This is a genomic window from Streptomyces capitiformicae, from assembly GCF_002214185.1.
Taxonomy (GTDB): domain Bacteria; phylum Actinomycetota; class Actinomycetes; order Streptomycetales; family Streptomycetaceae; genus Streptomyces; species Streptomyces capitiformicae.
This window is the reverse complement of the sequence record NZ_CP022161.1, coordinates 600,809-621,864: the sequence shown is the minus strand read 5'-3', so window position 1 is coordinate 621,864 and position 21,056 is coordinate 600,809. Positions and strand designations below refer to the sequence as shown.

22 protein-coding genes are annotated in these 21,056 nt (G+C 69.8%); 16 read left to right on the top strand and 6 right to left on the bottom strand.

What is annotated here, in order from left to right; genetic code table 11:
• Positions 1-31: 31 nt before the first annotated feature.
• Positions 32-1,834 (bottom strand): AMP-dependent synthetase/ligase, encoded by a 1,803-nt coding sequence (locus CES90_RS02690; RefSeq protein WP_189781662.1) that lies wholly within the window; start codon positions 1,832-1,834, stop codon positions 32-34.
• A gap of 360 nt (positions 1,835-2,194) precedes the next feature.
• On the opposite strand from CES90_RS02690, the gene CES90_RS02685 reads away from it, so the two are divergent.
• The 6 genes from CES90_RS02685 (at position 2,195) to CES90_RS02660 (ending at position 7,413) form a co-directional block, all read left to right on the top strand.
• Complete coding sequence (locus CES90_RS02685; RefSeq protein WP_189781885.1) at positions 2,195-2,950, top strand: metallophosphoesterase family protein; 756 nt, start codon at positions 2,195-2,197, stop codon at positions 2,948-2,950.
• A gap of 79 nt (positions 2,951-3,029) precedes the next feature.
• Positions 3,030-3,470: an SRPBCC family protein gene (locus CES90_RS02680; RefSeq protein WP_149822606.1), complete on the top strand. Its 441-nt coding sequence runs from the start codon at positions 3,030-3,032 to the stop codon at positions 3,468-3,470.
• Positions 3,471-3,705: 235 nt separating this feature from the next.
• On the top strand, positions 3,706-4,893 hold the full coding sequence (locus CES90_RS02675) for an ArsA family ATPase (protein WP_189781663.1): 1,188 nt from the start codon (positions 3,706-3,708) through the stop codon (positions 4,891-4,893).
• 57 nt (positions 4,894-4,950) lie between these two features.
• Complete coding sequence (locus CES90_RS02670) at positions 4,951-5,460, top strand: DUF5304 domain-containing protein (RefSeq protein ID WP_189781664.1); 510 nt, start codon at positions 4,951-4,953, stop codon at positions 5,458-5,460.
• A gap of 94 nt (positions 5,461-5,554) precedes the next feature.
• On the top strand, positions 5,555-6,508 hold the full coding sequence (locus CES90_RS02665) for an ROK family glucokinase (RefSeq protein WP_189781665.1): 954 nt from the start codon (positions 5,555-5,557) through the stop codon (positions 6,506-6,508).
• 149 nt (positions 6,509-6,657) lie between these two features.
• The gene (locus CES90_RS02660) at positions 6,658-7,413 is read left to right on the top strand and encodes an endonuclease/exonuclease/phosphatase family protein (RefSeq protein WP_189781666.1); all 756 of its coding nucleotides are present in this window, start codon (positions 6,658-6,660) and stop codon (positions 7,411-7,413) included.
• Between the two features lie 213 nt (positions 7,414-7,626).
• On the opposite strand, the gene CES90_RS02655 is transcribed toward CES90_RS02660, so the two are convergent.
• Both CES90_RS02655 and CES90_RS02650 read right to left on the bottom strand, forming a co-directional pair.
• Entirely contained in the window at positions 7,627-8,304 is a 678-nt protein-coding gene (locus CES90_RS02655) for a hypothetical protein (protein WP_189781667.1), read from the bottom strand.
• Positions 8,297-9,244: an alpha/beta fold hydrolase gene (locus CES90_RS02650; RefSeq protein ID WP_189781668.1), complete on the bottom strand. Its 948-nt coding sequence runs from the start codon at positions 9,242-9,244 to the stop codon at positions 8,297-8,299. The genes CES90_RS02655 and CES90_RS02650 overlap by 8 nt, the downstream gene beginning before the upstream one ends.
• Before the next feature lie 233 nt (positions 9,245-9,477).
• Here CES90_RS02650 and CES90_RS02645 point away from each other — a divergent pair, with 233 nt between their 5' ends.
• The 4 genes from CES90_RS02645 (at position 9,478) to CES90_RS02630 (ending at position 13,468) form a co-directional block, all read left to right on the top strand.
• Positions 9,478-10,239 (top strand): lysophospholipid acyltransferase family protein, encoded by a 762-nt coding sequence (locus tag CES90_RS02645; protein WP_189781669.1) that lies wholly within the window; start codon positions 9,478-9,480, stop codon positions 10,237-10,239.
• Between the two features lie 29 nt (positions 10,240-10,268).
• Positions 10,269-11,522 carry a MacS family sensor histidine kinase gene (gene macS, locus CES90_RS02640; protein ID WP_189781670.1) on the top strand — a complete coding sequence of 418 codons (1,254 nt, stop codon included), beginning with the start codon at positions 10,269-10,271 and terminating at the stop codon, positions 11,520-11,522.
• Between the two features lie 77 nt (positions 11,523-11,599).
• Positions 11,600-12,247 carry a response regulator gene (locus CES90_RS02635; RefSeq protein WP_189781886.1) on the top strand — a complete coding sequence of 216 codons (648 nt, stop codon included), beginning with the start codon at positions 11,600-11,602 and terminating at the stop codon, positions 12,245-12,247.
• Positions 12,248-12,439: 192 nt separating this feature from the next.
• Positions 12,440-13,468, top strand: a complete 1,029-nt coding sequence (locus CES90_RS02630; RefSeq protein ID WP_189781671.1) for a 6-phosphofructokinase — start codon at positions 12,440-12,442, stop codon at positions 13,466-13,468.
• A gap of 249 nt (positions 13,469-13,717) precedes the next feature.
• Here the strand turns inward: CES90_RS02630 and CES90_RS02625 are convergent, their stop codons facing one another.
• Both CES90_RS02625 and CES90_RS51875 read right to left on the bottom strand, forming a co-directional pair.
• A complete protein-coding gene (locus tag CES90_RS02625) occupies positions 13,718-15,643 on the bottom strand; it encodes an anthranilate synthase family protein (RefSeq protein WP_189781672.1) in 1,926 nt (641 codons plus the stop codon).
• 151 nt (positions 15,644-15,794) lie between these two features.
• Positions 15,795-15,851 carry a trp operon leader peptide gene (locus tag CES90_RS51875; protein WP_076973970.1) on the bottom strand — a complete coding sequence of 19 codons (57 nt, stop codon included), beginning with the start codon at positions 15,849-15,851 and terminating at the stop codon, positions 15,795-15,797.
• Between the two features lie 163 nt (positions 15,852-16,014).
• Here CES90_RS51875 and CES90_RS02615 point away from each other — a divergent pair, with 163 nt between their 5' ends.
• The 4 genes from CES90_RS02615 (at position 16,015) to CES90_RS02600 (ending at position 19,393) form a co-directional block, all read left to right on the top strand.
• The gene (locus CES90_RS02615; protein ID WP_189781674.1) at positions 16,015-16,395 is read left to right on the top strand and encodes a hypothetical protein; all 381 of its coding nucleotides are present in this window, start codon (positions 16,015-16,017) and stop codon (positions 16,393-16,395) included.
• Positions 16,338-17,450, top strand: coding sequence for a hypothetical protein (locus CES90_RS49215; RefSeq protein WP_229913678.1), 1,113 nt, complete (start codon positions 16,338-16,340; stop codon positions 17,448-17,450). Before CES90_RS02615 ends, CES90_RS49215 begins: the two co-directional genes overlap by 58 nt.
• Before the next feature lie 185 nt (positions 17,451-17,635).
• A complete protein-coding gene (locus CES90_RS02605) occupies positions 17,636-18,988 on the top strand; it encodes a class II 3-deoxy-7-phosphoheptulonate synthase (RefSeq protein WP_189781675.1) in 1,353 nt (450 codons plus the stop codon).
• A 180-nt stretch (positions 18,989-19,168) separates the two neighbouring features.
• Positions 19,169-19,393 (top strand): (2Fe-2S)-binding protein, encoded by a 225-nt coding sequence (locus tag CES90_RS02600; RefSeq protein WP_189781676.1) that lies wholly within the window; start codon positions 19,169-19,171, stop codon positions 19,391-19,393.
• A 10-nt stretch (positions 19,394-19,403) separates the two neighbouring features.
• Here the strand turns inward: CES90_RS02600 and bfr are convergent, their stop codons facing one another.
• The gene (bfr, locus tag CES90_RS02595) at positions 19,404-19,883 is read right to left on the bottom strand and encodes a bacterioferritin (RefSeq protein ID WP_189781677.1); all 480 of its coding nucleotides are present in this window, start codon (positions 19,881-19,883) and stop codon (positions 19,404-19,406) included.
• 175 nt (positions 19,884-20,058) lie between these two features.
• On the opposite strand from bfr, the gene CES90_RS02590 reads away from it, so the two are divergent.
• A complete protein-coding gene (locus CES90_RS02590) occupies positions 20,059-20,724 on the top strand; it encodes a sulfite oxidase-like oxidoreductase (protein WP_189781678.1) in 666 nt (221 codons plus the stop codon).
• 54 nt (positions 20,725-20,778) lie between these two features.
• Positions 20,779-21,054, top strand: coding sequence for a hypothetical protein (locus tag CES90_RS02585; RefSeq protein WP_189781679.1), 276 nt, complete (start codon positions 20,779-20,781; stop codon positions 21,052-21,054).
• The last annotated feature ends 2 nt before the right edge of the window (positions 21,055-21,056 follow it).

Below are 21,056 nucleotides of genomic sequence, written 5' to 3'. Positions count from 1 at the left end.
CCCCGACGATGTACTGAGCGTATCAGCCGCGTCACGGAGTGACGCGATAGATCGCCTCGATCTCGTCCGCGAAGTCCTTCGCCACCACATTGCGCTTGAGCTTCAGGGACGGCGTCAGGTGGCCCGAATCCTCCGTGAACTGGGAGGAAAGAATGCGGAACTTCCGCACCGATTCCGCCTTCGACACCGCGGCGTTGCCGTCGTCGATCGCGGCCTGGATCGCCGCGTTCAGGTCCGCGTCCGCACGCAGCGACGCCGCGGTGGAGCCCGCCGGCTTGCCGTGCTCGGCGGCCCAACGGCCCAGGAACTCCTCGTCGACGGTGACCAGCGCACCCACGAACGGGCGTCCGTCGCCGACGACCATGCATTCGGCGACCAGCGCGTGCGCCCGGATACGGTCCTCGATCACGGCCGGGGCGACGTTCTTGCCGCCCGCGGTGACGATGATCTCCTTCTTGCGGCCGGTGATCCTGAGGTAGCCGTCCTCGTCGAGGGTGCCGATGTCACCGCTGTGGAACCAGCCGTCCGCCAGCGCCTCCTCGGTGGCGGCCGGGTTGTTCCAGTACCCCTTGAACAGGTGGTCGCCGTGCAGCAGCACCTCGCCGTCGTCGGCGATGCGGACCACCGAGCCGGGCAGCGGCTGGCCGACCGTGCCGATCTTCTGCCGGTCCCAGGGGTTGAAGGCGGTGGCGGCACAGGTCTCGGTCAGGCCGTAGCCCTCCAGAACCGTGAAGCCGATGCCGCGGAAGAAGTGCCCGAGGCGCTCGCCCAGCGGGGCACCGCCGGAGATGGCGTACTCACCCTTGCCGCCGAGCACCGCGCGCAGCTTGCTGTAGACGAGTCTGTCGAAGACCATGTGTTTGATCTTCAGGCCGAGGGGCGGGCCCGACGGGGTGTCCAGGGCCTTGCTGTACGCGATCGCCGTGTCCGCGGCCTTGTCGAAGATCTTGCCCTTGCCGTCCGCCTGTGCCTTGGCGCGGGCCGAGTTGTAGACCTTCTCGAAGACACGCGGGACACCGAGGATCAGCGTCGGCCGGAAGGAGGCCAGCTCGTCGGTGAGGTTCTTGATGTCCGGGACCGTGCCCAGCTTGATCGGCGCCATCATCGGCGCGACCTGCACCAGCCGGCCGAAGACATGCGCGAGCGGGAGGAACAGCAGGACGCTGCACTCGCCCGTACGGAACAGCGGCCGCAGCCGCTCGACGACGTTGCCGCACTCGGCGAAGAAGCTGCGATGGGTGAGGACACACCCCTTCGGGCGGCCCGTCGTACCGGACGTGTAGACGATGGTCGCCGGATCGTCGGCCTTCGCCAGCGAGCTGCGCTCCTCGACCGCCGCGTCGGTGACGTCCTGGCCGAGCCGCCCCAGCTCCTCGACACCACCGCCCTCGATCTGCCACACGTGCTTCAGCGCGGGCAGTCGGTCGCGCACCGACTCGACGGCGGCCGAGTGACCGTCCAGCTCCACGATGCAGGCGGTCGCGCCCGAGTCGGAGAGGATCCACTGCACCTGCTCCGGCGAGCTGGTCTCGTACACCGGCACGGTGATCGCGCCGGCCGACCAGATCGCGAAGTCCAGCAGGGTCCACTCGTACCGGGTACGGGACATGAGCCCGACCCGGTCGCCCGGCTGGACGCCGGTGGCGATGAGCCCCTTCGCGGCGGCCCGCACCTCGTCGAGGAACTGAACAGCGCTGACGTCCTGCCAGGCGCCGCCCACCTTGCGGGCGATGACGGCGACATCGGGATGCTGCGCGGCGTTTCTACGGACGATGTCGGTCAGGTTGCCGTCCGTCGGGACCTCGTACAAAGCCGGAAGGCTGAACTCGCGCAAGACTGCTGCTCCTCATAGGGCGCCGACGCCACGACTGACGTGCGTGCTGCGACGGGCGGTCCAAGGCTGGGGCGGTCGCTCAGGCCTCGCGTGGTTCCTTGTGGTCCCCCGCTGGTTGAAAACCTGAGCACAACTGGACTGCCCGGACGTTACCCGCCGGTATGGCTTCTACGCGAGGGGGGCCCGGCGAGATGTTCTCCGCGTCACACAGGTGGTTTCTCCCCGGGAACAGTAATCCAAGCACTTACTGACTGGCCAGTAACCGCAGGACCCATCGACTCTGTTCACGTATGCCGCACACGCCTAGGCTTGATCGTCATGGCAGGCACACCGGGCGACACCCGCACAACACGGATTCATGTGGTCAGCGACGTGCACGGCAACGCACGCGACCTGGCCCGGGCGGGCGAGGGCGCGGACGCCCTGGTGTGCCTCGGTGACCTGGTCCTTTTTCTCGACTACGCCGACCACTCGCGCGGCATCTTCCCCGACCTGTTCGGCGCCGAGAACGCGAGCCGGCTCGTCGCGCTGCGCACCGCCCGGCGCTTCGAGGAGGCGCGTGAGCTGGGGACCCGGTTGTGGGCGGGCGTCGGCGGCGACCGGGCCGCCGTCATCGAGAAGGCGGTGCGCAAGCAGTACGCCGAGCTGTTCGCTGCGTTTCCCACGCCGACGTACGCCACGTACGGCAATGTCGATATGCCGATGCTGTGGCCGGAGTACGCCGGTGAGGGGACCACCGTGCTGGACGGCGAACGGGTGGAGATCGGGGGGTGGGTCTTCGGGTTCGTGGGCGGCGGGCTCAGGACTCCCATGCGGACGCCGTACGAGATCAGCGACGAGGAGTACGCGGCGAAGATCGAGGCGGTGGGGGAGGTGGACGTGCTGTGCACGCACATCCCGCCGGAGGTGCCGGAACTCGTCTACGACACGGTGGCGCGGCGTTTCGAGCGGGGGAGCCGGGCGCTGCTGGAGGCGATCCGTCGTACACGGCCCCGGTATTCACTCTTCGGACATGTCCACCAGCCGCTGGCCCGGCGGATGCGGATCGGAGCGACGGAGTGCGTGAACGTGGGGCACTTCGCGGGGAGCGGGAAGCCGTGGGTGCTGGAGTGGTGAGCGCGCGCGGTAGCCTTCACGCTGCACATACGTGCGCACCACCCTCCCTCACCGGACCGTCTCTGGAGGAGCCACGGCGATGGCGGAATTCACCAGTTCGAGCATCACGATCGAGGCTGCGGCGGCCGATGTCATGGGAGTGATCGCCGACTTCGCCCGCTACCCGGACTGGACGGGTGAGGTGAAGGAGGCGGAGGTCCTCCGGACGGATGAGCAGGGGCGGGCCGAGCAGGTCCGACTGGTCATGGACGCGGGGGCGATCAAGGACGACCAGACGCTGGCGTACACATGGACCGGGGCGAACGAAGTGTCCTGGACGCTGGTGAAGTCGCAGATGCTGCGGTCGTTGGACGGGTCGTACATCCTCAAGCCGGTGGGGGACGGGGTGACCGAGGTGACCTACCAGCTGACCGTCGACGTGAAGATCCCGATGCTCGGGATGATCAAGCGCAAGGCGGAGAAGGTCATTATCGACCGGGCGCTGGCGGGTCTGAAGAAGCGGGTCGAGTCGGGCGCGTGATCGCCCACTCACCCACTCACCCACCCACCCGCCCGCCCGCCCGTCTCGCCATGTTGGTGAGGGGCGCCCCATCGTCCACTGGCTCGCTGCGATGTGGTGGGGCGCGACTGCGGGTGGGATGTGGTTGCTCTCGCGCGGTACGGGTGGCGCGGCGGCGCCCTGTCCGCGCCGGGATGCGTGACCCCGCCCCGGTCCGCGCCCGCGCCGGGCGCCCGCTCGGATACCGTTCACGTTCATGCGCACCATCCTGATCACCGGGCAAGGCGGCAGCGGCCGTACGACGGTTGCTGCGGCCACCGCGCTCAAGGCGGCCCGAGAGGGAGCCCGCACGCTTGTGCTGAGCGCGGACCGGACGGACAGTCTGGGGGCCGTGCTGGGGGTGGGCACGGGCGCCGAGCCCGTACGGGTCGCACCGGAGCTCACCGCTTGGCGGCCCGACGCCGCGGCGGACTTCCGGGAGGACCTCGTCGCGTTTCAGGCGCGGGCGGCGTCGGTGCTCGATCTGCTGGGGGCCGGTCGGCTGGACGCCGAGGAGCTCACGCCCCTCCCCGGTGCCGAGGAGCTGGCGTTGCTGCGGGCGCTGCGTGATGCCGCGCTGTCCGAGGCGTACGACCTGGTCGTCGTCGACCTGCCGCCCGCGCCGCAGGCACTCGCGTTGCTCGGGCTGCCGGAGGAGCTGCGGCGTTATCTGCGGCGGCTGCTGCCGGCGGAGCGGCAGGCGGCCCGGGCGCTGCGGCCGGTCCTCGGCCGGCTGGCCGGGGTGCCGATGCCCGCGGAGTGGCTGTACGAGACGGCGGCCCGCTGGGACGTCGAGCTGGCCGCCGTCGCCGCGATCGTCGAGGACCCCGGCACGACCGTACGGCTGGTCGCCGAGCCCGGCCCGGCCGGCGCCGACCACGTGCGCGTCGCGAGCGTCGGCCTCGCCCTGCGCGCCCTGCCCGTGGAGGCGCTGATCGCCAACCGGATCCTCCCGGAGAACACGCACGACACCTGGCTCGGCGGCCTGGTCGCCCAGCAGCGAAAGGTCCTCGCGGAGTGGCGGGAGGACCGTCCCCTACGGGAGGTCGCCCACCTCGGCCGTGACCCGCGCGGCGCCGACGACCTCACCGCCCTCGACGTACCCGGTGTCGACGACATCCACGGCGCTGCCGCCCGCGTCGAGTGGCCCGTCGTCGACCGGCTCGGCGACGGGTCACCCGACGGGGTGCTTGTCTGGCACGTCCCGCTGCCCGGCGCCATACGCGACGAGCTGGACCTCATCCGGCGCGGTGACGAGTTGGTCGTCACCGCGGGCCAGTTCCGCCGTATTGTTCCGCTGCCGTCCGCGCTGCGCCGCTGCACGGTCGACGGCGCAGCCCTCAGGGACGGCGAGCTGAGGATCCGCTTCGCGCCGGACCCGCGGTTGTGGCCGCAGGGTCGGTGAACCGGATACCCCCGTTCGGGTAACGTCGAAGGTACGAACCGTAGGCAGGAGTCCGCCATGAGCGAAGAGCGCCCCACGTCCGATGCCGCCGGGGAGGACGCGCGCTCGGCTGACGAGCGCACGGCTGACGACAGGGTGCGTGCGACCGACGCCGACGCCTGGGCCACGGCGTGCGAGGAGGACCTCGCCGCGGAGAAGGCCCGCCGCCGCGCGAAGTACGGGCCCCCGCCGGGCTCGGCCGCCGAGGAGCTGCGCAAGCTGGTCGACACCGTCGCCGGCAAGCTCTCCGGTCTGCAGTCGCCGCTGTTCGGCGCGGTGGCCGGCGGCGCGGCCCAGCAGATGGTCAACCAGGTCGTCCGCCAGGCCAAGGCCGCCGTCGAACCCGTCATCGAACGCAACCCCGACGTCTTCGACCACCTCGCCGCCGCCGGAGGCGAACTCCTCGCCGCGTACCGCTCGGCCGTCGAGGCCCAGGAACGACGCTGGACGACCCGTGACACCGCCCACCGGGAACGCCGGGACGAGGGCGACGATCCGGGCCCCGGCGAGCGTATCGACCTGGACTGACGCCGGGCTGTCCGCCGGGCGGACGACGGGCGTCCGGGGACAGGCCCTCGGGTACGGTTGGCCGTAGCGGGGCTCGACCGAAACTGAGGGATTCATGGGACTCACCATCGGCGTCGACATCGGCGGTACCAAGATCGCGGCGGGCGTGGTCGACGAGGAGGGCAACATCCTCTCGACCCACAAGGTGCCGACCCCGGGTACGCCCGAGGGGATCGTGGACGCCATTGCCGCCGCCGTCGAGGGCGCGCGAGCCGGGCACGACATCGTCGGCGTGGGCATCGGCGCCGCCGGCTATGTCAACCGGCAGCGGTCGACCGTGTACTTCGCCCCCAACATCGACTGGCGCAACGAGCCGCTGAAGGAAAAGGTCGAAGCACGCGTCAAGCTCCCCGTCGTCGTGGAGAACGACGCCAACGCGGCCGCGTGGGGCGAGTACAAGTTCGGCGCCGGCAAGGGCCACCGCAACGTCATCTGCATCACCCTCGGCACCGGCCTGGGCGGCGGCATCATCATCGGCAACAAGCTGCGCCGCGGGCACTACGGCGTGGCCGCCGAGTTCGGACACATCCGGATGGTTCCGGACGGGTTGCTGTGCGGCTGCGGCTCCCAGGGCTGCTGGGAGCAGTACGCGTCGGGCCGTGCGCTCGTGCGCTACGCCAAGCAGCGCGCCAACGCGACCCCGGAGAACGCCGAGATACTCCTCGGCATGGGCGACGGCACCCCCGACGGCATCGAGGGCAAGCACATCTCCATGGCCGCCCGCCAGGGCGACCCCGTCGCCGTCGACTCCTACCGCGAACTCGCCCGCTGGGCCGGCGCCGGCCTCGCCGACCTCGCCTCCCTCTTCGACCCGTCGGCGTTCATTGTCGGCGGCGGCCTCTCGGACGAGGGCGAACTGGTCCTCGACCCCATCCGCAAGTCCTACAAGCGCTGGCTCGTAGGCGGCAACTGGCGTCCGGTCGCCGAGGTCATCGCCGCCCAACTGGGCAACGAGGCGGGCCTGGTGGGCGCGGCCGACCTGGCGAGAGAGCCGGACCCGATCATGTAAGGGCGACTTTTCACCGCAGGATGCCACCCGCGCCCCTTCAGGGGCGCGGGGAACTGCGCGACAAGCCACCGCGCACCCGCAGACGCCAATGGATGAAGCCCCCGAGCTGATAGGCGCTCAGGCCCCGAGCCCGACGTACATTGATCCACATGCCGACGCCGCCGCTCCCCAACTCCGGTACCGAACCCGACGGTTCGGCAACCATCCGCGTCCTCAGCTACAACATCCGCTCCATGAGGGACGACACGGCAGCCCTGGCCCGTGTCATCGCGGCCTGCACTCCCGACCTGGTCCTCATCCAAGAGGCACCCCGCTTCTTCCGCTGGCGCAAAAAGCTCGCGCGGCTGGCCGCGACCTCCGGCCTGGTCACCCTCTCCGGCGGCGCCACCGCCTCCGGCCCGGCCCTGCTGTGCAGCCTCCGAGCCACCGTCGAACGCGCTGAGGACATCCTCCTGCCGCTCACCCCCGGCCTGCACCGACGCGGCTTCGCCACGGCAGTGGTCCGCTTCGGCCGGGCCCGCCTGGGCGTCCTGTCCTGCCACCTCTCCCTCCAGCAGGACGAGCGGTACGAGCAGGGCGGCATGCTCCTCGACCGCCTCGCCGGGCTGGGCGTGGAGCACGCCGTCGCGGGCGGCGACCTCAACGAACGCCCGAACGGCCGCACGTTCCAACGCCTCGCCACCGAACTCCAGGACTGCTGGACCACGTCCCCCTGGGGCAGCGAGTACACCTCCACCCCCGCCGACCCCCATCAGCGCATCGACGCGATCCTGGCCACGCCCGGCATCGAGGTCCTCGGCTGCGGGGTCCCCCTCGACCACCCCGGAATCACCGAGCACGACCTGAGGGCGGCCACGGACCACCTCCCGGTCCTGGCCGCCCTCAGAGTGCCCGCCGCGTCCTAGGCCCTGTCGCCAAACTCCCGTCTGCCGCGCGACGCCATGCACGCTCCCCCACTCTCGGCTTCGCTCGAGCGGGAGGGGCCCCACCGCCGCACCGGGCGAAAGCCCAAGTACATCCAGTACGAGGCCTTCCGCCCGGCACGCCGAGAGCACGCACCTGACGCCGCGCGGCCGCCCTTCGGGCGACGACGGGAGTTTGACGACAGGACCTAGAAGTCAGACGACCGCGCCCCGACCCGGATCGTCGTCGTCCTCGTCGTCGTTCTTCATGCGCATCACCAGCGTGGCGAAGCCGCCGAGGAAGCCGCCGATGCCGAGGGTGGTGAGCCACCAGGTCATGTCCCAGCCGAGCAGGACGGCGAGCAGCAGCAGGACCGGCCCGCCGACCACCCCCAGCCAGGCGAACTTGGCGGTCGTGTCGGCCTCGGGCAGTGGGGGCGGCTCGGGCGGTACGAAGTGGCCCTCGTCGCCGTCTTCGTCGTCGCCCTCGGCGGTGTCCTCGCCGACGGGGTCGGGCACGCTGTAGTCGCGCGGACCGACGCCCACGCCCGGCGCGAACGCGACCGAGCTGCCCAGCGGCTTCGGGGCCGCGGGCCCAGCGGTGTCGGAGGAGTCGCCGGGGGACTTGTCCGCGGAGTCGTCCGGCTCGGCCTCGAGCAGCGCCAGGTCCTCCACCGACTTGAACGGTTTGGCGCCCGGCGGGTCCGGCGGCTCCTCGCCGAACCCGGCGACGATGGCCCGCCACGCGGCGTCCTCGTCGAACGGCACGTGCTGCTCCTTGCCCGGCGACGCGCCGGAGGAGGCGCCCGCGGAGCCGCCCGAGGAGTCACCGTGGCGCTCGCCGAGCGGCCCGCCCTTCTCCTCCGGCTCACGCTCGGAGTCGTGCTCAGCCACCAGTGGCCGTCCCTTCCCTCTGCCTCACGGATCCCGCACCGGACTGCTCACCGGACACGGAACCGGACCTCTCGTCGGATCCCGCACCGGACTCCTCGTCGGATCCGGCTCCCGACCTCTCGTCGGATCCCGCACCCGCCCCCGACCGCTCCTCGGATCCTCTATCGGACTGACGTACGGATCCTGCCCCGGACTCCCTCACAAGACGGGTGACGAACGTGTGGGTTTCCTCGAAGATCCGGTCCGCGTCATGGTCCAACGTCGCGACATGGTGGCTCTGTTCCAGCAGGATTTCCGTGACGTCCGTCGAGGACACCCGGCCGAGGACGCGCTCGGAGTCGGCGGGCGGCACCACATGGTCCCCCGGGCTGCGCAGCAGCAGCAATGGCTGTGTCACCTGGGGCAGCTCGCCGTCGACGAGCCGCAGGAAGGTCCGCAGCGAGTGCGCCGCGTGCAGCGGCACCCTGTCGTAGCCCAGCTCCTCGACGCCCTCCTTCGCGATGTCGCCCGTGATTCCCCTGGTCGTGGGGACGAGGTGCCGCAGCAGAGGGAGGGCGTGCGCGGCCAGGCCGTGCACCTTGTTGGAGGGGTTGACGAGCACGACGCCGCCGACCGCGCCTCCGTGCTTCGCGGCCAGCCGCAGCGCAAGCGCGCCGCCCATGGACAGCCCCGCGACGAAGACATGCGCACAGCGCTCGCACAGGGCGCGCAGCTCGCGGTCCACCTCCGCGTACCAGTCCTGCCAACCGGTGACCCGCAGCTCCTCCCAGCGCGTGCCGTGCCCCGGCAGCAGCGGCAGCGCGACGGTCAGGCCGCGCCCGGCGAGGTACTCGGCCCAGGGGCGCAGCGCCTGCGGGGAACCGGTGAAGCCGTGGCACAGGAGGACTCCCACCTCACCGCCCTCGTGGCGGTAGGGCTCGGCTCCAGGAAGGACCGGCACGTTCGGTCTCCTGTTCATGAGAAGGGTGTGAAACGAGTCCGGGTGTGCTTCACCGTACGCGACCGCACTGACACCGACCAGGGGCTTCGGCCGCCGGGGAGGCGGCGGAGGGCCGGTGGGGGGGAGTCGGCCGGTGGCCCGGCACCAGCCGGGGCATCGGCTTCTTCCTCAGCCGTCCGGGTTAAGGTCTGATCTACAGACCACAGAGAGGCACTCGGTTGTTGTATGGCGCGATGAAGGTCGCTGTCGGGGGACCGTTGAAGGTCACCTTCCGGCCCTGGGTGGAAGGCCTGGAGAACATTCCGGCCGAGGGCGCGGCGATCCTGGCGAGCAACCACCTCTCGTTCTCGGACTCCTTCTTCCTGCCCGCGGTGCTCGACCGCAAGGTCACCTTCATCGCGAAGGCCGAGTACTTCACCACGCCCGGCGTCAAGGGCAAGCTGACGGCGGCCTTCTTCAAGGGCGTGGGCCAGCTCCCGGTGGACCGCTCCGGCGCGCGCGGCGCGGGGGAGGCCGCCATCAAGAGCGGCATACAGGTCATCGAGAGCGGCGAGCTGTTTGGTATCTACCCCGAGGGCACCCGCTCGCCCGACGGCCGCCTCTACCGCGGCAAGCCCGGCGGCCTGGCCCGCGTGGCCCTCGCCACCGGCGCGCCCGTCATCCCCGTCGCCATGATCGACACCGAGAAGATCCAGCCGCCGGGCAAGGTCCTGCCGAAGGTGATGCGCCCCGGCATCCGTATCGGCACGCCCCTCGACTTCAGCCGCTACCAGGGCATGGAGCACGACCGCTTCGTCCTGCGGGCGCTGACCGACGAGGTCATGTACGAGATCATGAAGCTCTCCGGCCAGGAGTACGTCGACATGTACGCGACCGCCGCCAAGCGGCAGATCGCGGACGCGGCCAAGGCCGAGAAGGAAGCCGGCAAGGCCGCCAGGGCGGCGCTCGCCAAGGCCGAGAAGGAGCAGGCGGACAAGGAACGGTCGGGTTCGTAGGCCCGTCGGGACGGGGTGGGGTGGGGGGCGTGCCCAGGCGCGAGAGAGTCATGAGGATGTCGGTCGAGCAGCCGCTGTGGCGCGCGCTCACCGGCTACCGCGTCCTGACGATGGTCTACGCGGTGGGCCTCTTCATCAGCGCGTGCAACAAGTTCGAGCGCCCCTGGCTGGCCGTCGCCTACTTCGCGTTCCTGGCCGGCTGGACCCTGGTGACCCTGCCCAAGGTCGCGAACGCGGCCAGCTGCACCAAGCGGTTCCTCGCCGCCGACCTCACCGTCGCGCTCGTCGGCATCCTGCTCACCCGGTTCGCCGACTCGACCGCCCGGGTCGAGGCCGGCGGTCCGACGTTGCCGTCGATATGGACCGCCGGCGCGGTGCTGGCCTTCGCCATCAAGGGCGGCTGGCGCTGGGCCGCCTTCGCCTCCACGCTCGTCGCCGTCGCCAACCTGCTCCACCGCGGCGCCCCCACCCGTGACACCATCCACAACGTGCTGCTGGTCTGGGTCGCGTCCATCGCCATCGGCTACGTCGTCGAGGTCGCCCGCGCCTCCGAGCGCACCCTCGCCCGCGCCCTGGAGATCGAGGCCGCCACCCGCGAACGGGAACGCCTCGCCCGCGACATCCACGACAGCGTGCTCCAGGTCCTCGCCATGGTCCAGCGACGCGGCACCGCCCTCGGTGGTGAGGCCGCCGAGCTGGGCCGGATGGCCGGTGAGCAGGAGGTCGCGCTGCGCACCCTGGTCTCCGGCGGCCTCGTACCCGTGTCGCGGATCTCCGAGGACGCGGCCGAGGGGGCGCTCGTACGGGCCGTGGAGGAACCGGACGCCCCGGACACCACGGACGACGCGGCGGGCCCGCTGGACCTGCGCACCCTCCTCGCCCCGTACGCGGGCGCGAAGGTCACCCTCTCCGAGCCCGGCAACCCGGTCCCGCTCGTCCCGTCGGCCGCGCGCGAGCTGGCCGCCGCCGTCGGTGCCGCCCTGGACAATGTGCGCAAGCACGCCGGAGACGGGGCCCGGGCCTGGATCCTGGTCGAGGACTGGCCGGACGAGATCATCGTGACCGTACGGGACGACGGCCCCGGCATCCCCGAGGGACGGCTCGCCCAGGCCGAGGGCGAGGGACGGCTCGGGGTGGCCCTGTCCATCAGGGGGCGGCTGCGCGACATCGGCGGCACGGCCGAGCTGATCTCGGTCCCGGGCCAGGGCACGGAAGTCGAACTGAAGGTACCGAAGGCCTCCGAGGGGCCGAAGGACGCACGGGGGAAGGCGGAGAAGCGGTGACGGAGAGCGGTAGGACGGAGAACGGTGGGCCGGTGGACGGACTCGACGGACAGCCGGCGCGGGGCCCGATCAAGGTCATGGTGGTCGACGACCACCCCATGTGGCGCGACGCGGTCGCCCGCGACCTGACCGAGTCCGGCTTCGACGTGGTCGCCACGGCGGGCGACGGAGAGCAGGCGGTGCGCCGTGCCAAGGCCGCCGCGCCCGACGTCCTCGTACTGGACCTGAACCTGCCCGCGAAGCCCGGCGTCCAGGTCTGCAAGGAACTGGTCGGCGCCAACCCCGCCCTGCGCGTCCTCGTCCTGTCGGCGAGCGGCGAGCACGCGGACGTCCTGGAGGCGGTCAAGTCCGGCGCGACGGGCTACCTGCTGAAGTCCGCCTCGACCGAGGAACTCATCGACGCGGTACGCCGCACCGCCGTCGGCGACCCCGTCTTCACCCCCGGCCTCGCCGGCCTGGTCCTCGGCGAGTACCGCCGTCTCGCCTCCGAGCCCGCACCCGCGCCGGGCGCCGACGAGCCCAAGGCCCCGCAGCTCACCGACCGCGAGACCGAGGTGCTCCGCCTCGTCGCCAAGGGGCTGAGCTACAAGCAGATCGCCGAACGCCTCGTCATCTCCCACCGCACCGTCCAGAACCACGTCCAGAACACCCTCGGCAAGCTCCAGCTCCACAACCGCGTGGAACTGGTCCGTTACGCGATAGAGCGCGGCCTGGACGACGAGTAAGCCGATCCGGGACGAGTAAGCCGATCCGGGACGAGTAAGCCGATCCGGGACGAGTAGTAAGTCAATCCGAGGAGTAAACCAAACTCCCGACAGTTCACCGGAATTGCCCTTACCCGGTCATGTCGAAGTGACCTGCATCACCATTACCGTGCTGCGGAAGGCTTACGGCAACCGCGGCGAAGGGACATTTCCATGCGGGTCGGAGTACTGACCGGAGGCGGCGACTGCCCCGGGCTCAACGCCGTCATCCGGGGCATCGTCCGCAAGGGCGTGCAGGAGTACGGCTACGACTTCGTCGGCTTCCGGGACGGCTGGCGGGGTCCTTTGGAGAACGACACCGTCCGCCTCGACATCCCCGCCGTACGCGGCATCCTGCCGCGCGGCGGCACCATCCTCGGCTCCTCGCGCACCAACCCGCTCAAGCAGGAGAACGGCATCCGCCGCATCAAGGACAACCTTGCCAAGCAGGAGGTCGAGGCGCTCATCACCATCGGCGGCGAGGACACGCTGGGGGTGGCCGCGCGTCTCTTCGACGAGTACGGCGTGCCGTGCGTGGGCGTCCCGAAGACGATCGACAACGACCTCTCCGCCACGGACTACACCTTCGGCTTCGACACGGCCGTGGGCATCGCGACGGAAGCGATCGACCGCCTGCACACCACGGCCGAGTCCCACATGCGTGTCCTGGTCGTCGAGGTGATGGGCCGTCACGCCGGCTGGATCGCCATCCACTCCGGCCTGGCCGGCGGCGCGAACGTCATCCTCATCCCCGAGCAGCGGTTCGACGTCGACAAGGTGTGCGCCTGGGTGACGTCCCGCTTCAAGGCGTCGTACGCGCCGATCGTGGTCGTGGCGGAGGGGGCGATGCCGAAGGACGGCGACATGGTGCTGAAGGACGAGTCCCTGGACTCCTTCGGCCATGTCCGCCTCTCCGGTGTGGGCGAATGGCTGGCCAAGCAGATCGAGAAACGAACAGGCAAGGAGGCCCGTACGACGGTCCTCGGCCACGTCCAACGCGGCGGCACCCCCAGCGCCTTCGACCGCTGGCTCGCCACCCGCTTCGGCCTCCACGCCATCGACGCCGTCCACGACCGCGACTTCGGCAAGATGGTCGCCCTCCGCGCCACCGACGTCATCCGCGTCCCCATCGCCGAAGCCACAGCCAAACTGAAGACCGTAGACCCCAAGCTGTACGAGGAGGTGGGCGTCTTCTTCGGCTGAGGCTGAGGCTGACGCGGGAGGGGGGCGGGTGCGGAGGTTCGTGGGCGGGTGCGCGTTGTGTGTGGGTGCTCGCGCAGTTCCCCGCGCCCCTTAAAAGACAAAAGCACGGGGCACAGCCCCTGCCTTCAGGGGCGCGGGGAACTGCGCGACCAGCCCCCACCCACCCGCAGCCGAACACCCCACCCCCAGGGGGCGAAGGGGCGCAGCCCCTGGGGATGGGACGGGTAGGGGCGGCGGGGGCGAAGAACCCTAGAGCGCACGCAGGGACTGAAGCCCCGCCACCAACTCCCGCACCACGGACATCCCATCAAGCGTCAGCACGGACTCGGGATGGAACTGCACCCCCGCGAACCCGGCCCCCCGCAACGCATGCACCTCCCCACCCGCACTCCGACTGACCTCGATCCCATGCGCGGCCAGCTCCGCCGCCGCCCCGTCGTCGCAGCGCGCCACAAAGCTGTTGTAGAAGCCAACCGTCTCGGCCCGCCCAAACAGATCGATCGACGTCTGCGCCCCCTGATACGGCACCTCCTTCCGCACGATCTCCAGCCCCAACTCCGCAGAGATCAGCTCGTGCCCGAGACACACCCCGAGCACCCCGTGCCGGTGCCGCCGCAGAACCTCCGCCGTCAGCCCGCGCAGGAACCGCATCTTGGGATCATCACCGTCCCCAGGATCCCCGGGCCCGGGCCCGAGCACCACCACCCCCTCGTGCGCGAGCACACCCTCCCGCAGCCCCGGCGAGTCGTACCGCCGTACCGTCACCTCCAGGCCGGCCGACCGCAGCAGATGCGCGAGCATGGCGGTGAACGTGTCCTCGGCGTCCACGACGAGCGCATGCCCCGTCAGGTCGGACGTCCGCTCCTGCATCCGCAGCCAGAACGGCGCCAGCGAGGCCCGCCGCCCGTCCAAGGCCGCCCGCACCCGCGGATCCTCCGCCAACCCGGGCCGCACCCGCTCCCGGGCGGGCCGCCCGGCGCGTACGCCCAGCGCCGCCAGCACCCCCGCCGCCTTCGCATGTGTCTCGGCGACCTCACTCGCGGGATCGGACCCCCGTACGAGCGTGGCGCCCACCGGCACCTTCAGCCGACCGTCCGCGGCGATGTCGGCGGTACGGATCAGAATCGGCGAGTCCAGGGTCTGCCCACCACTCGCGTCCCGCCCCACCAGCGCCAACGCCCCGGCGTAGTATCCCCGCCCACCCACTTCGTACCGCTCGATGACCCGGCACGCGTTCTGCACCGGCGACCCGGTGACCGTGGCGGCGAACATGGTCTCCTTCAGGACCTCCCGCACATCCAGCGACGACCGTCCGCGCAACTCGTACTCCGTGTGTGCGAGATGGGCCATCTCCTTCAGCCGCGGCCCGACCACGACCCCGCCCATGTCGCCGACCGTGCACATCATCTTGAGCTCCTCGTCGACGACCATCGAGAGCTCCTCGATCTCCTTGCCGTCGGCGAGGAAGGCCAGCAGGTCCTCCGGTGTCGGCCCGCCGGCCGGGTAGCGGTACGTGCCGCTGATCGGGTTCATCACGACCGTCCCGCCCGCCCGTCTCCCACCACCGCCCTCAACCGAGAGCGCTTCGCGCTCGCCCCTCCTGCTCGACATCCGGACGTGCACCTCGGGGCTGGCCCCCACCAAAGTCCGCTCCCCGGTGTGGACCACGAACGTCCAGTACGCGCCCCGTTCGCCCTCCAGCAGCCGCCGGAACAGCGCGAGCGCGTCGGCGCGGCCGAAGCCCGGGATCGCGCCCTCGTACGTACGCCGGATCACGAAGTTCGCGCCCTCACCCCGCCCGATCTCCTCGCGCAGCACCCGGCCGACGATCTCCGCGTACTCCTCGTCGGGCACGTCGAAGCCACCGCCCTCGACCCGGACGTCGTGCATGGGCAGCTGCGCGAGGGCCCGCTCCAGTGGGAGGGCGTACGACTCCTCCGGCGTCAGCACGGACAACGGCGTCCCGTCGTCGCGGACGTCGAACCCGCGTTCGCGGATCTGGCGGAAGGGGACGAGGGCCAGCCCCTCGTCGGGGATGTCGGCGAGCCGCTCGTAGGTGCGGACCGGGCCGATCAGGATCTCCACGGTGTCGTGGTCGTGTCCGGGTGTGCGGCGGCGCAGCAGCGCGAACGGGCGGGGATCGTCGAGCAGGAAGGGCAGGTCGGGCACATGCATGGCGTGGGTTCCTTCTCAGCTGGATCAGATGGATCAGATGGATCAGCTGGATCAGCTGGATCAGCTGGATCGGTTGGAGAGGAACGGCCGGGCCCGGAAACACCGAAGGCCGCCCCTCGGGCGGCCTTCGCGAAGTGTTGCGTACGCGCAGTCAGTGGGCCGCCGGATGAGCGGTCCACCACCAGTTCTGAATCGAGTGCGCGAACATGCGCCGCACCTTACCGGACCATCCACGGGAACTCACGTGATCCGTACTCAGTGTTCACCCTATGATCACCCCTGGTTTTTTCTTTGACATGTTCTGGGCCAATTTCCAATGTCTGGACCAATGTGTGGATCACGGAAGGGTGAGTGTGTCACTCATAGGGAGAATGAGGCCCCTGGCCTTCGTCGCGGCGGCGGCCGCTCTGTTCGCCGGGCTCACCGGACAGCCCGCGGTGGCCGCGGACGAGCCGACGATGACGAAGCTGGCCCTCAGCGGCGACCGGTTCAAGATGACCGACACGAGCACCGTGTCGGCGGCGACCACCCTCGACGGCAAGCTGGCGGACGCCGACCTCGCCGACGTCGTCACCACCAACTACACGACGAACTCCTCCGGGGCGACCGACCCCTGGATGAACCTGCGCACCATGCGTGACTGCGTCGGCGACGAGACGAAGGCCCTGCCGCCGGTGACGCGTAAGGTCGCCTGGTGCTGGTCCTCGGCGCACGCCGACGACACCACTCCGCGATGGTGCCGCAGGGCCTGAGCAGCACCGGCACCGCCGACGGGGGCGACGGCGCCATCCAGGACAAGCGGGTCACGGCGGTCGCCTGGCACTCCAAGACGTTCAAGACCAACCTGGCCGGTGACGTCGAGGCCAACGACAAGTGCCGGACGAACAACCTGCTCAAGCTCAGCTTCATCGACCGGGACACGAAGAAGTACCGCCACGTCCTGCTCGTCGAGCCGACGGAGAGCGGCGCGGACTTCAAGTTCGTCACCGGCCACGGCGGCGGCATCGTCTGGTACGCGAACTGCATCTACGTCACCGACACCTCGAACGGCATCCGGGTCTTCGACATCAACAAGCTCGGCAAGGTCGACACGTACGGATCCGGCCTCAACTCCCACGGCTTCGACAGCGCCGGCAAGTCCAGCGCCTGCGGCTACCCGTACGTGCTGCCCCAGGTCCGCTACTACAAGCAGGCCACCCCGCCGCCCTCGGGCGGGTGCGACGCGGATGCCGCGAGCGGTACGCCCGCCGCCAACTCCCTCTGCTACGCCTGGCTCTCCCTCGACAAGTCCGGCGGCAGCCCGTACAAGCTGGTCACCGGCGAGTGGTTCGGCGACGTCCCGGGCGGCCGGGTGGTGCGCTACCAGCTCAATCCGACCAGCGCCTCGACATATCCGGGGCTGCTGAACATGTCCGGCGGCAACACCGTGATCCAGGACGCGTACGAGGCCTCCCGCTACCAGGGCCTGCAGGGCGGCATGACCTGGACCGACGACGCGGGACTGCTGAACTTCGCCTTCCACAAGGGCCGCTCCCTCCAGCCCGCCGTGTTCTCGCGCACCTGGGTGGGTGACACCCGGGCCCTGACGGTGTGCACGCAAAGGGTCGGCGAAACCGACTTCTCCAGGGGCAACTGGGCGGTGGGCACCCCCCAGGGCCCCGAGCCACTGGAGGAGGCTCGGCACGCAGCAGGTGGAGGAGCTGTGAGGGCTGACGGAGCACTTCTGCGCCGGTACCACGCTGCGGTCGAGCTTCCCGTACGAGTTCGAGGCCGTCAACGTGAACCCCGAGCGGAAGAACGCGTGTGACGAGTACAACAGCGCGGCCAATCTGTCCCTCCGTACGGTCTTCGCCGTCGGCTTCGACGACAGCGCGGTCATGAACCTCCACTGACGCCACGCACCCCGACGAACCCCGCTCCGATCGAGCGGGGTTCGTCTCACTTGATGAGCAGGTGGATGGACCCCCGACACAACCCCGTAATGTGGACGTCGTGACCGTGAACGCTAAGTCCAGCGCGAGCGCTGGCAACACCTGGCGAGACCTGCCCGCGGCGCAGCAGCCCGAGTACCCCGACGTCGAGGCTCTGCGCGCAGTCGTTGCGGAGCTCGAGTCGTATCCGCCGCTCGTCTTCGCGGGCGAGTGCGACCAGCTGCGCGCCCGGATGGCGGCCGTCGCCAAGGGAGAGGCGTTCCTCCTCCAGGGCGGCGACTGTGCCGAGGCCTTCGACGCCGTCTCGGCCGACCACATCCGCAACAAGCTGAAGACGCTGCTCCAGATGGGCGCGGTCCTCACGTACGCGGCCTCCGTGCCGGTCGTGAAAGTCGGCCGGATCGCCGGCCAGTACTCCAAGCCCCGCTCCAAGCCGACCGAGACCCGTGACGGCGTGACGCTCCCGACCTACCGGGGCGACTCCGTCAACGGCTTCGACTTCACCGAAGAGGCCCGTATCCCGGACCCCGAGCGTCTGAAGCGGATGTACAACGCCTCCGCCTCCACGCTCAACCTGGTCCGCGCCTTCACCACCGGCGGTTACGCCGACCTGCGCCAGGTGCACGCCTGGAACCAGGACTTCGTGAAGTCGTCCCCGTCCGGTCAGCGCTACGAGCAGCTCGCCCGCGAGATCGACAACGCGCTGAACTTCATGCACGCCTGCGGCGCGGACCCGGAGGAGTTCCGCACCGTCGAGTTCTTCTCCTCGCACGAGGCGCTGCTGCTCGACTACGAGTCGGCCCTGACCCGCGTGGACTCGCGCACGGGGCAGCTGTACGACGTCTCCGCGCACATGGTGTGGATCGGTGAGCGCACCCGCCAGCTGGACCACGCGCACATCGAGTTCGCCTCACAGATCCGCAACCCGATCGGCATCAAGCTCGGCCCGACGACGACGGCCGAGGACGCGCTGCAGTACATCGAGCGCCTCGACCCCGACCGTGAGCCGGGCCGCCTGACCTTCATCGTCCGCATGGGCGCCGACAAGGTCCGCGACAAGCTGCCCGAGCTGGTCGAGAAGGTCACCGCCTCCGGTGCGACCGTGGCCTGGGTGACCGACCCGATGCACGGCAATACCTTCGAGGCGGCTTCCGGTCACAAGACCCGCCGCTTCGACGACGTGCTCGACGAGGTCAAGGGCTTCTTCGAGGTCCACAAGGGCCTGGGCACCCACCCGGGCGGCATCCACGTCGAGCTCACCGGTGACGACGTCACCGAGTGCGTGGGCGGCGGCGACGAGATCTTCGTCGACGACCTGCACCAGCGCTACGAGACGGCCTGCGACCCCCGTCTGAACCGCAGCCAGTCGCTTGACCTGGCGTTCCTCGTCGCGGAGATGTACCGGGACCAGTAGCGGATCAGCTGGTGCCGTGCCTGTCGCAGGGCATGGAACAGGACATGGAGTGGGGCGCGGATCACATACGATCCGCGCCCCACTCCACTTTTGAGCTGCCCGAATGCCGGGTAAGGTTAGGTTAGCCTCACCGATCAACGGGGACGGCGCCACTTATCGATCCCGGCGGGAGGTGACCGCGTGTACGTCTGCAGTTGCTTCGGCATCACCGAGCAGCAAGTCAAGAAGCACGCGGCGGACGGTGCCTGCACCCCTCGCCAGATCGCGTCGGCCTGCAAGGCGGGCACCGACTGCGGCTCGTGCGTACGCCGTATACAGGCCCTGCTGGGCAGGGGCGCGTGTCCGCGCCGTGAGCTGGCCGACCAGGGTGAGTCGGTCCTCACCGGGCTTGAGGAAGCGGCGTAGCTCAGCTCGCTCAGCTCTCCGGCTGCTCGATCAGCTGCGCGATGTAGAGAGCCTCACCGAGCTTCTCCAGCAGCTCCAGCTGGGTGTCCAGGTAGTCGATGTGATGCTCCTCGTCCTTGAGGATCGACTCGAAGATGTTCGCGGACGTGATGTCGCCCTTGTTGCGCATCACCTCGATGCCGCGCCTGAGGCGGTCGATCGCCTCGACCTCGATCTGCCGGTCCGCCTCGAACATCTCCTTGACCGTCTGGCCGACGCGGACGTGGAAGAGCCGCTGGTAGTTCGGCAGCCCCTCAAGGAACAGGATCCGGTCGGTGAGGACCTCGGCGTGCTTCATCTCGTCGAAGGACTCGTGCCGCGTGTACTTGGCGAGCTTCGTCCAGCCGAAGTTCTCCTGCATCTTCGCGTGCAGGAAGTACTGGTTGATCGCCGTCAGCTCGGCGGTCAACTGCTCGTTGAGGAATTCGATGACCTCGGGGTCGCCCTGCATCGCAGAGGCTCCTTCCAAGCGGGGGACTGGGAGGTTGCGCCGCGATGATTGCACCCGCCGTTGAAGATCGTCCAGTAAGTACAAGCTTAGTAAGTAAGCGCAGCCTTAGTCCGTTTTGCCTGGATCGGGGCGACCCTGGTCATGTGCACCACTCGGGGTCTGTCAGGATGGAGTCATGGGTCAGCCGGTGGAACGCGAATCAGGAGATCGCGGGTCTGAGAAGTCCGAGAACTCCGGGAACGCGGCACAGCCGCAGCTTCCGCCGGGACAGCGACTCCAGCGCGGCTGGCCGGTCACGCACTACGGACCCGTCCCCAAGTTCCGCCCCGAGCGATGGGACTTCCGGGTCTTCGGCGCCACCGCCGACGGCGAGAAGCACTCCTGGACCCACGAGGAGTTCACCGCTCTGCCGTACGCCTCGGTCGTGGCGGACCTGCACTGCGTGACGAAGTTCAGCATGGTCGGCGCCGAGTGGGGCGGCATTCCGGCCCGTACGATCGTGGAGATCGCGCCGCCGGCCGCCGAGGTCACCCATGTGATGGTGTGGGCCGAGTACGGCTTCAGCTCCAACCTCCGCCTCGACGACTTCGTCTCCGACCGCACGATGTTCGCCACCCACAAGGACGGCGAACTCCTCACCGCTGAACACGGCTTCCCCCTCCGCCTGGTCGTCCCCCATCTGTACGCCTGGAAGGGCCCCAAATGGGTCCGGGGCATCGAGTACATGACCACGGACCGCCGCGGCTTCTGGGAGGAACGGGGCTACCACAACATCGGTGACCCGTGGCGGGAGCAGCGGTATTCGTATCAGGAGGAGCCGGGGGAGGGGCCCGAGCTCTGAAACTGCCGGCAAGCTCAGCGCCGGTTAACAGGACAACCGTGCAGGAGAGCCAAGATGGCCGTCCTCAATGTGATCTTCTCGGAGGCCGCGGCGCGCGTGCGCGACGGCCTTCCGGACGACCGCCTGGAGGTGTTCCACGAGGGGCTCGCCATATTGGCCAAGGATCCCCGCACCAAGATCTCCGCAGCCATCTCCGGTGACGAGAACACCCGCTCGGTCGCGCTCTCCAACACCATGGCGATCGAGTACGTCATCAGTGACGGCCTGCTCATCGTGCTCGTGGTTCATATCGTCGACACTTCGCACGTGCTGGTCGAGAACAAGGACTGACC

Excerpts from the sequence above, each read along its gene's own strand:
- CES90_RS02625 (WP_189781672.1), bottom strand. The coding sequence starts at position 15,643 with ATGCATGTGCCCGACCTGCCCTTCCTGCTCGACGATCCCCGCCCGTTC.
- CES90_RS02585 (WP_189781679.1), top strand. The coding sequence starts at position 20,779 with ATGGCCGTCCTCAATGTGATCTTCTCGGAGGCCGCGGCGCGCGTGCGC.
- CES90_RS02670 (WP_189781664.1), top strand. The coding sequence starts at position 4,951 with ATGAGCGAAGAGCGCCCCACGTCCGATGCCGCCGGGGAGGACGCGCGC.
- CES90_RS02615 (WP_189781674.1), top strand. The coding sequence starts at position 16,015 with ATGAGGCCCCTGGCCTTCGTCGCGGCGGCGGCCGCTCTGTTCGCCGGG.
- CES90_RS02590 (WP_189781678.1), top strand. The coding sequence starts at position 20,059 with ATGGGTCAGCCGGTGGAACGCGAATCAGGAGATCGCGGGTCTGAGAAG.
- CES90_RS02680 (WP_149822606.1), top strand. The coding sequence starts at position 3,030 with ATGGCGGAATTCACCAGTTCGAGCATCACGATCGAGGCTGCGGCGGCC.
- CES90_RS02645 (WP_189781669.1), top strand. The coding sequence starts at position 9,478 with ATGAAGGTCGCTGTCGGGGGACCGTTGAAGGTCACCTTCCGGCCCTGG.
- bfr (WP_189781677.1), bottom strand. The coding sequence starts at position 19,883 with ATGCAGGGCGACCCCGAGGTCATCGAATTCCTCAACGAGCAGTTGACC.
- CES90_RS02660 (WP_189781666.1), top strand. The coding sequence starts at position 6,658 with ATGCCGACGCCGCCGCTCCCCAACTCCGGTACCGAACCCGACGGTTCG.
- CES90_RS02665 (WP_189781665.1), top strand. The coding sequence starts at position 5,555 with ATGGGACTCACCATCGGCGTCGACATCGGCGGTACCAAGATCGCGGCG.
- CES90_RS02675 (WP_189781663.1), top strand. The coding sequence starts at position 3,706 with ATGCGCACCATCCTGATCACCGGGCAAGGCGGCAGCGGCCGTACGACG.
- CES90_RS02630 (WP_189781671.1), top strand. The coding sequence starts at position 12,440 with ATGCGGGTCGGAGTACTGACCGGAGGCGGCGACTGCCCCGGGCTCAAC.
- CES90_RS02635 (WP_189781886.1), top strand. The coding sequence starts at position 11,600 with ATGGTGGTCGACGACCACCCCATGTGGCGCGACGCGGTCGCCCGCGAC.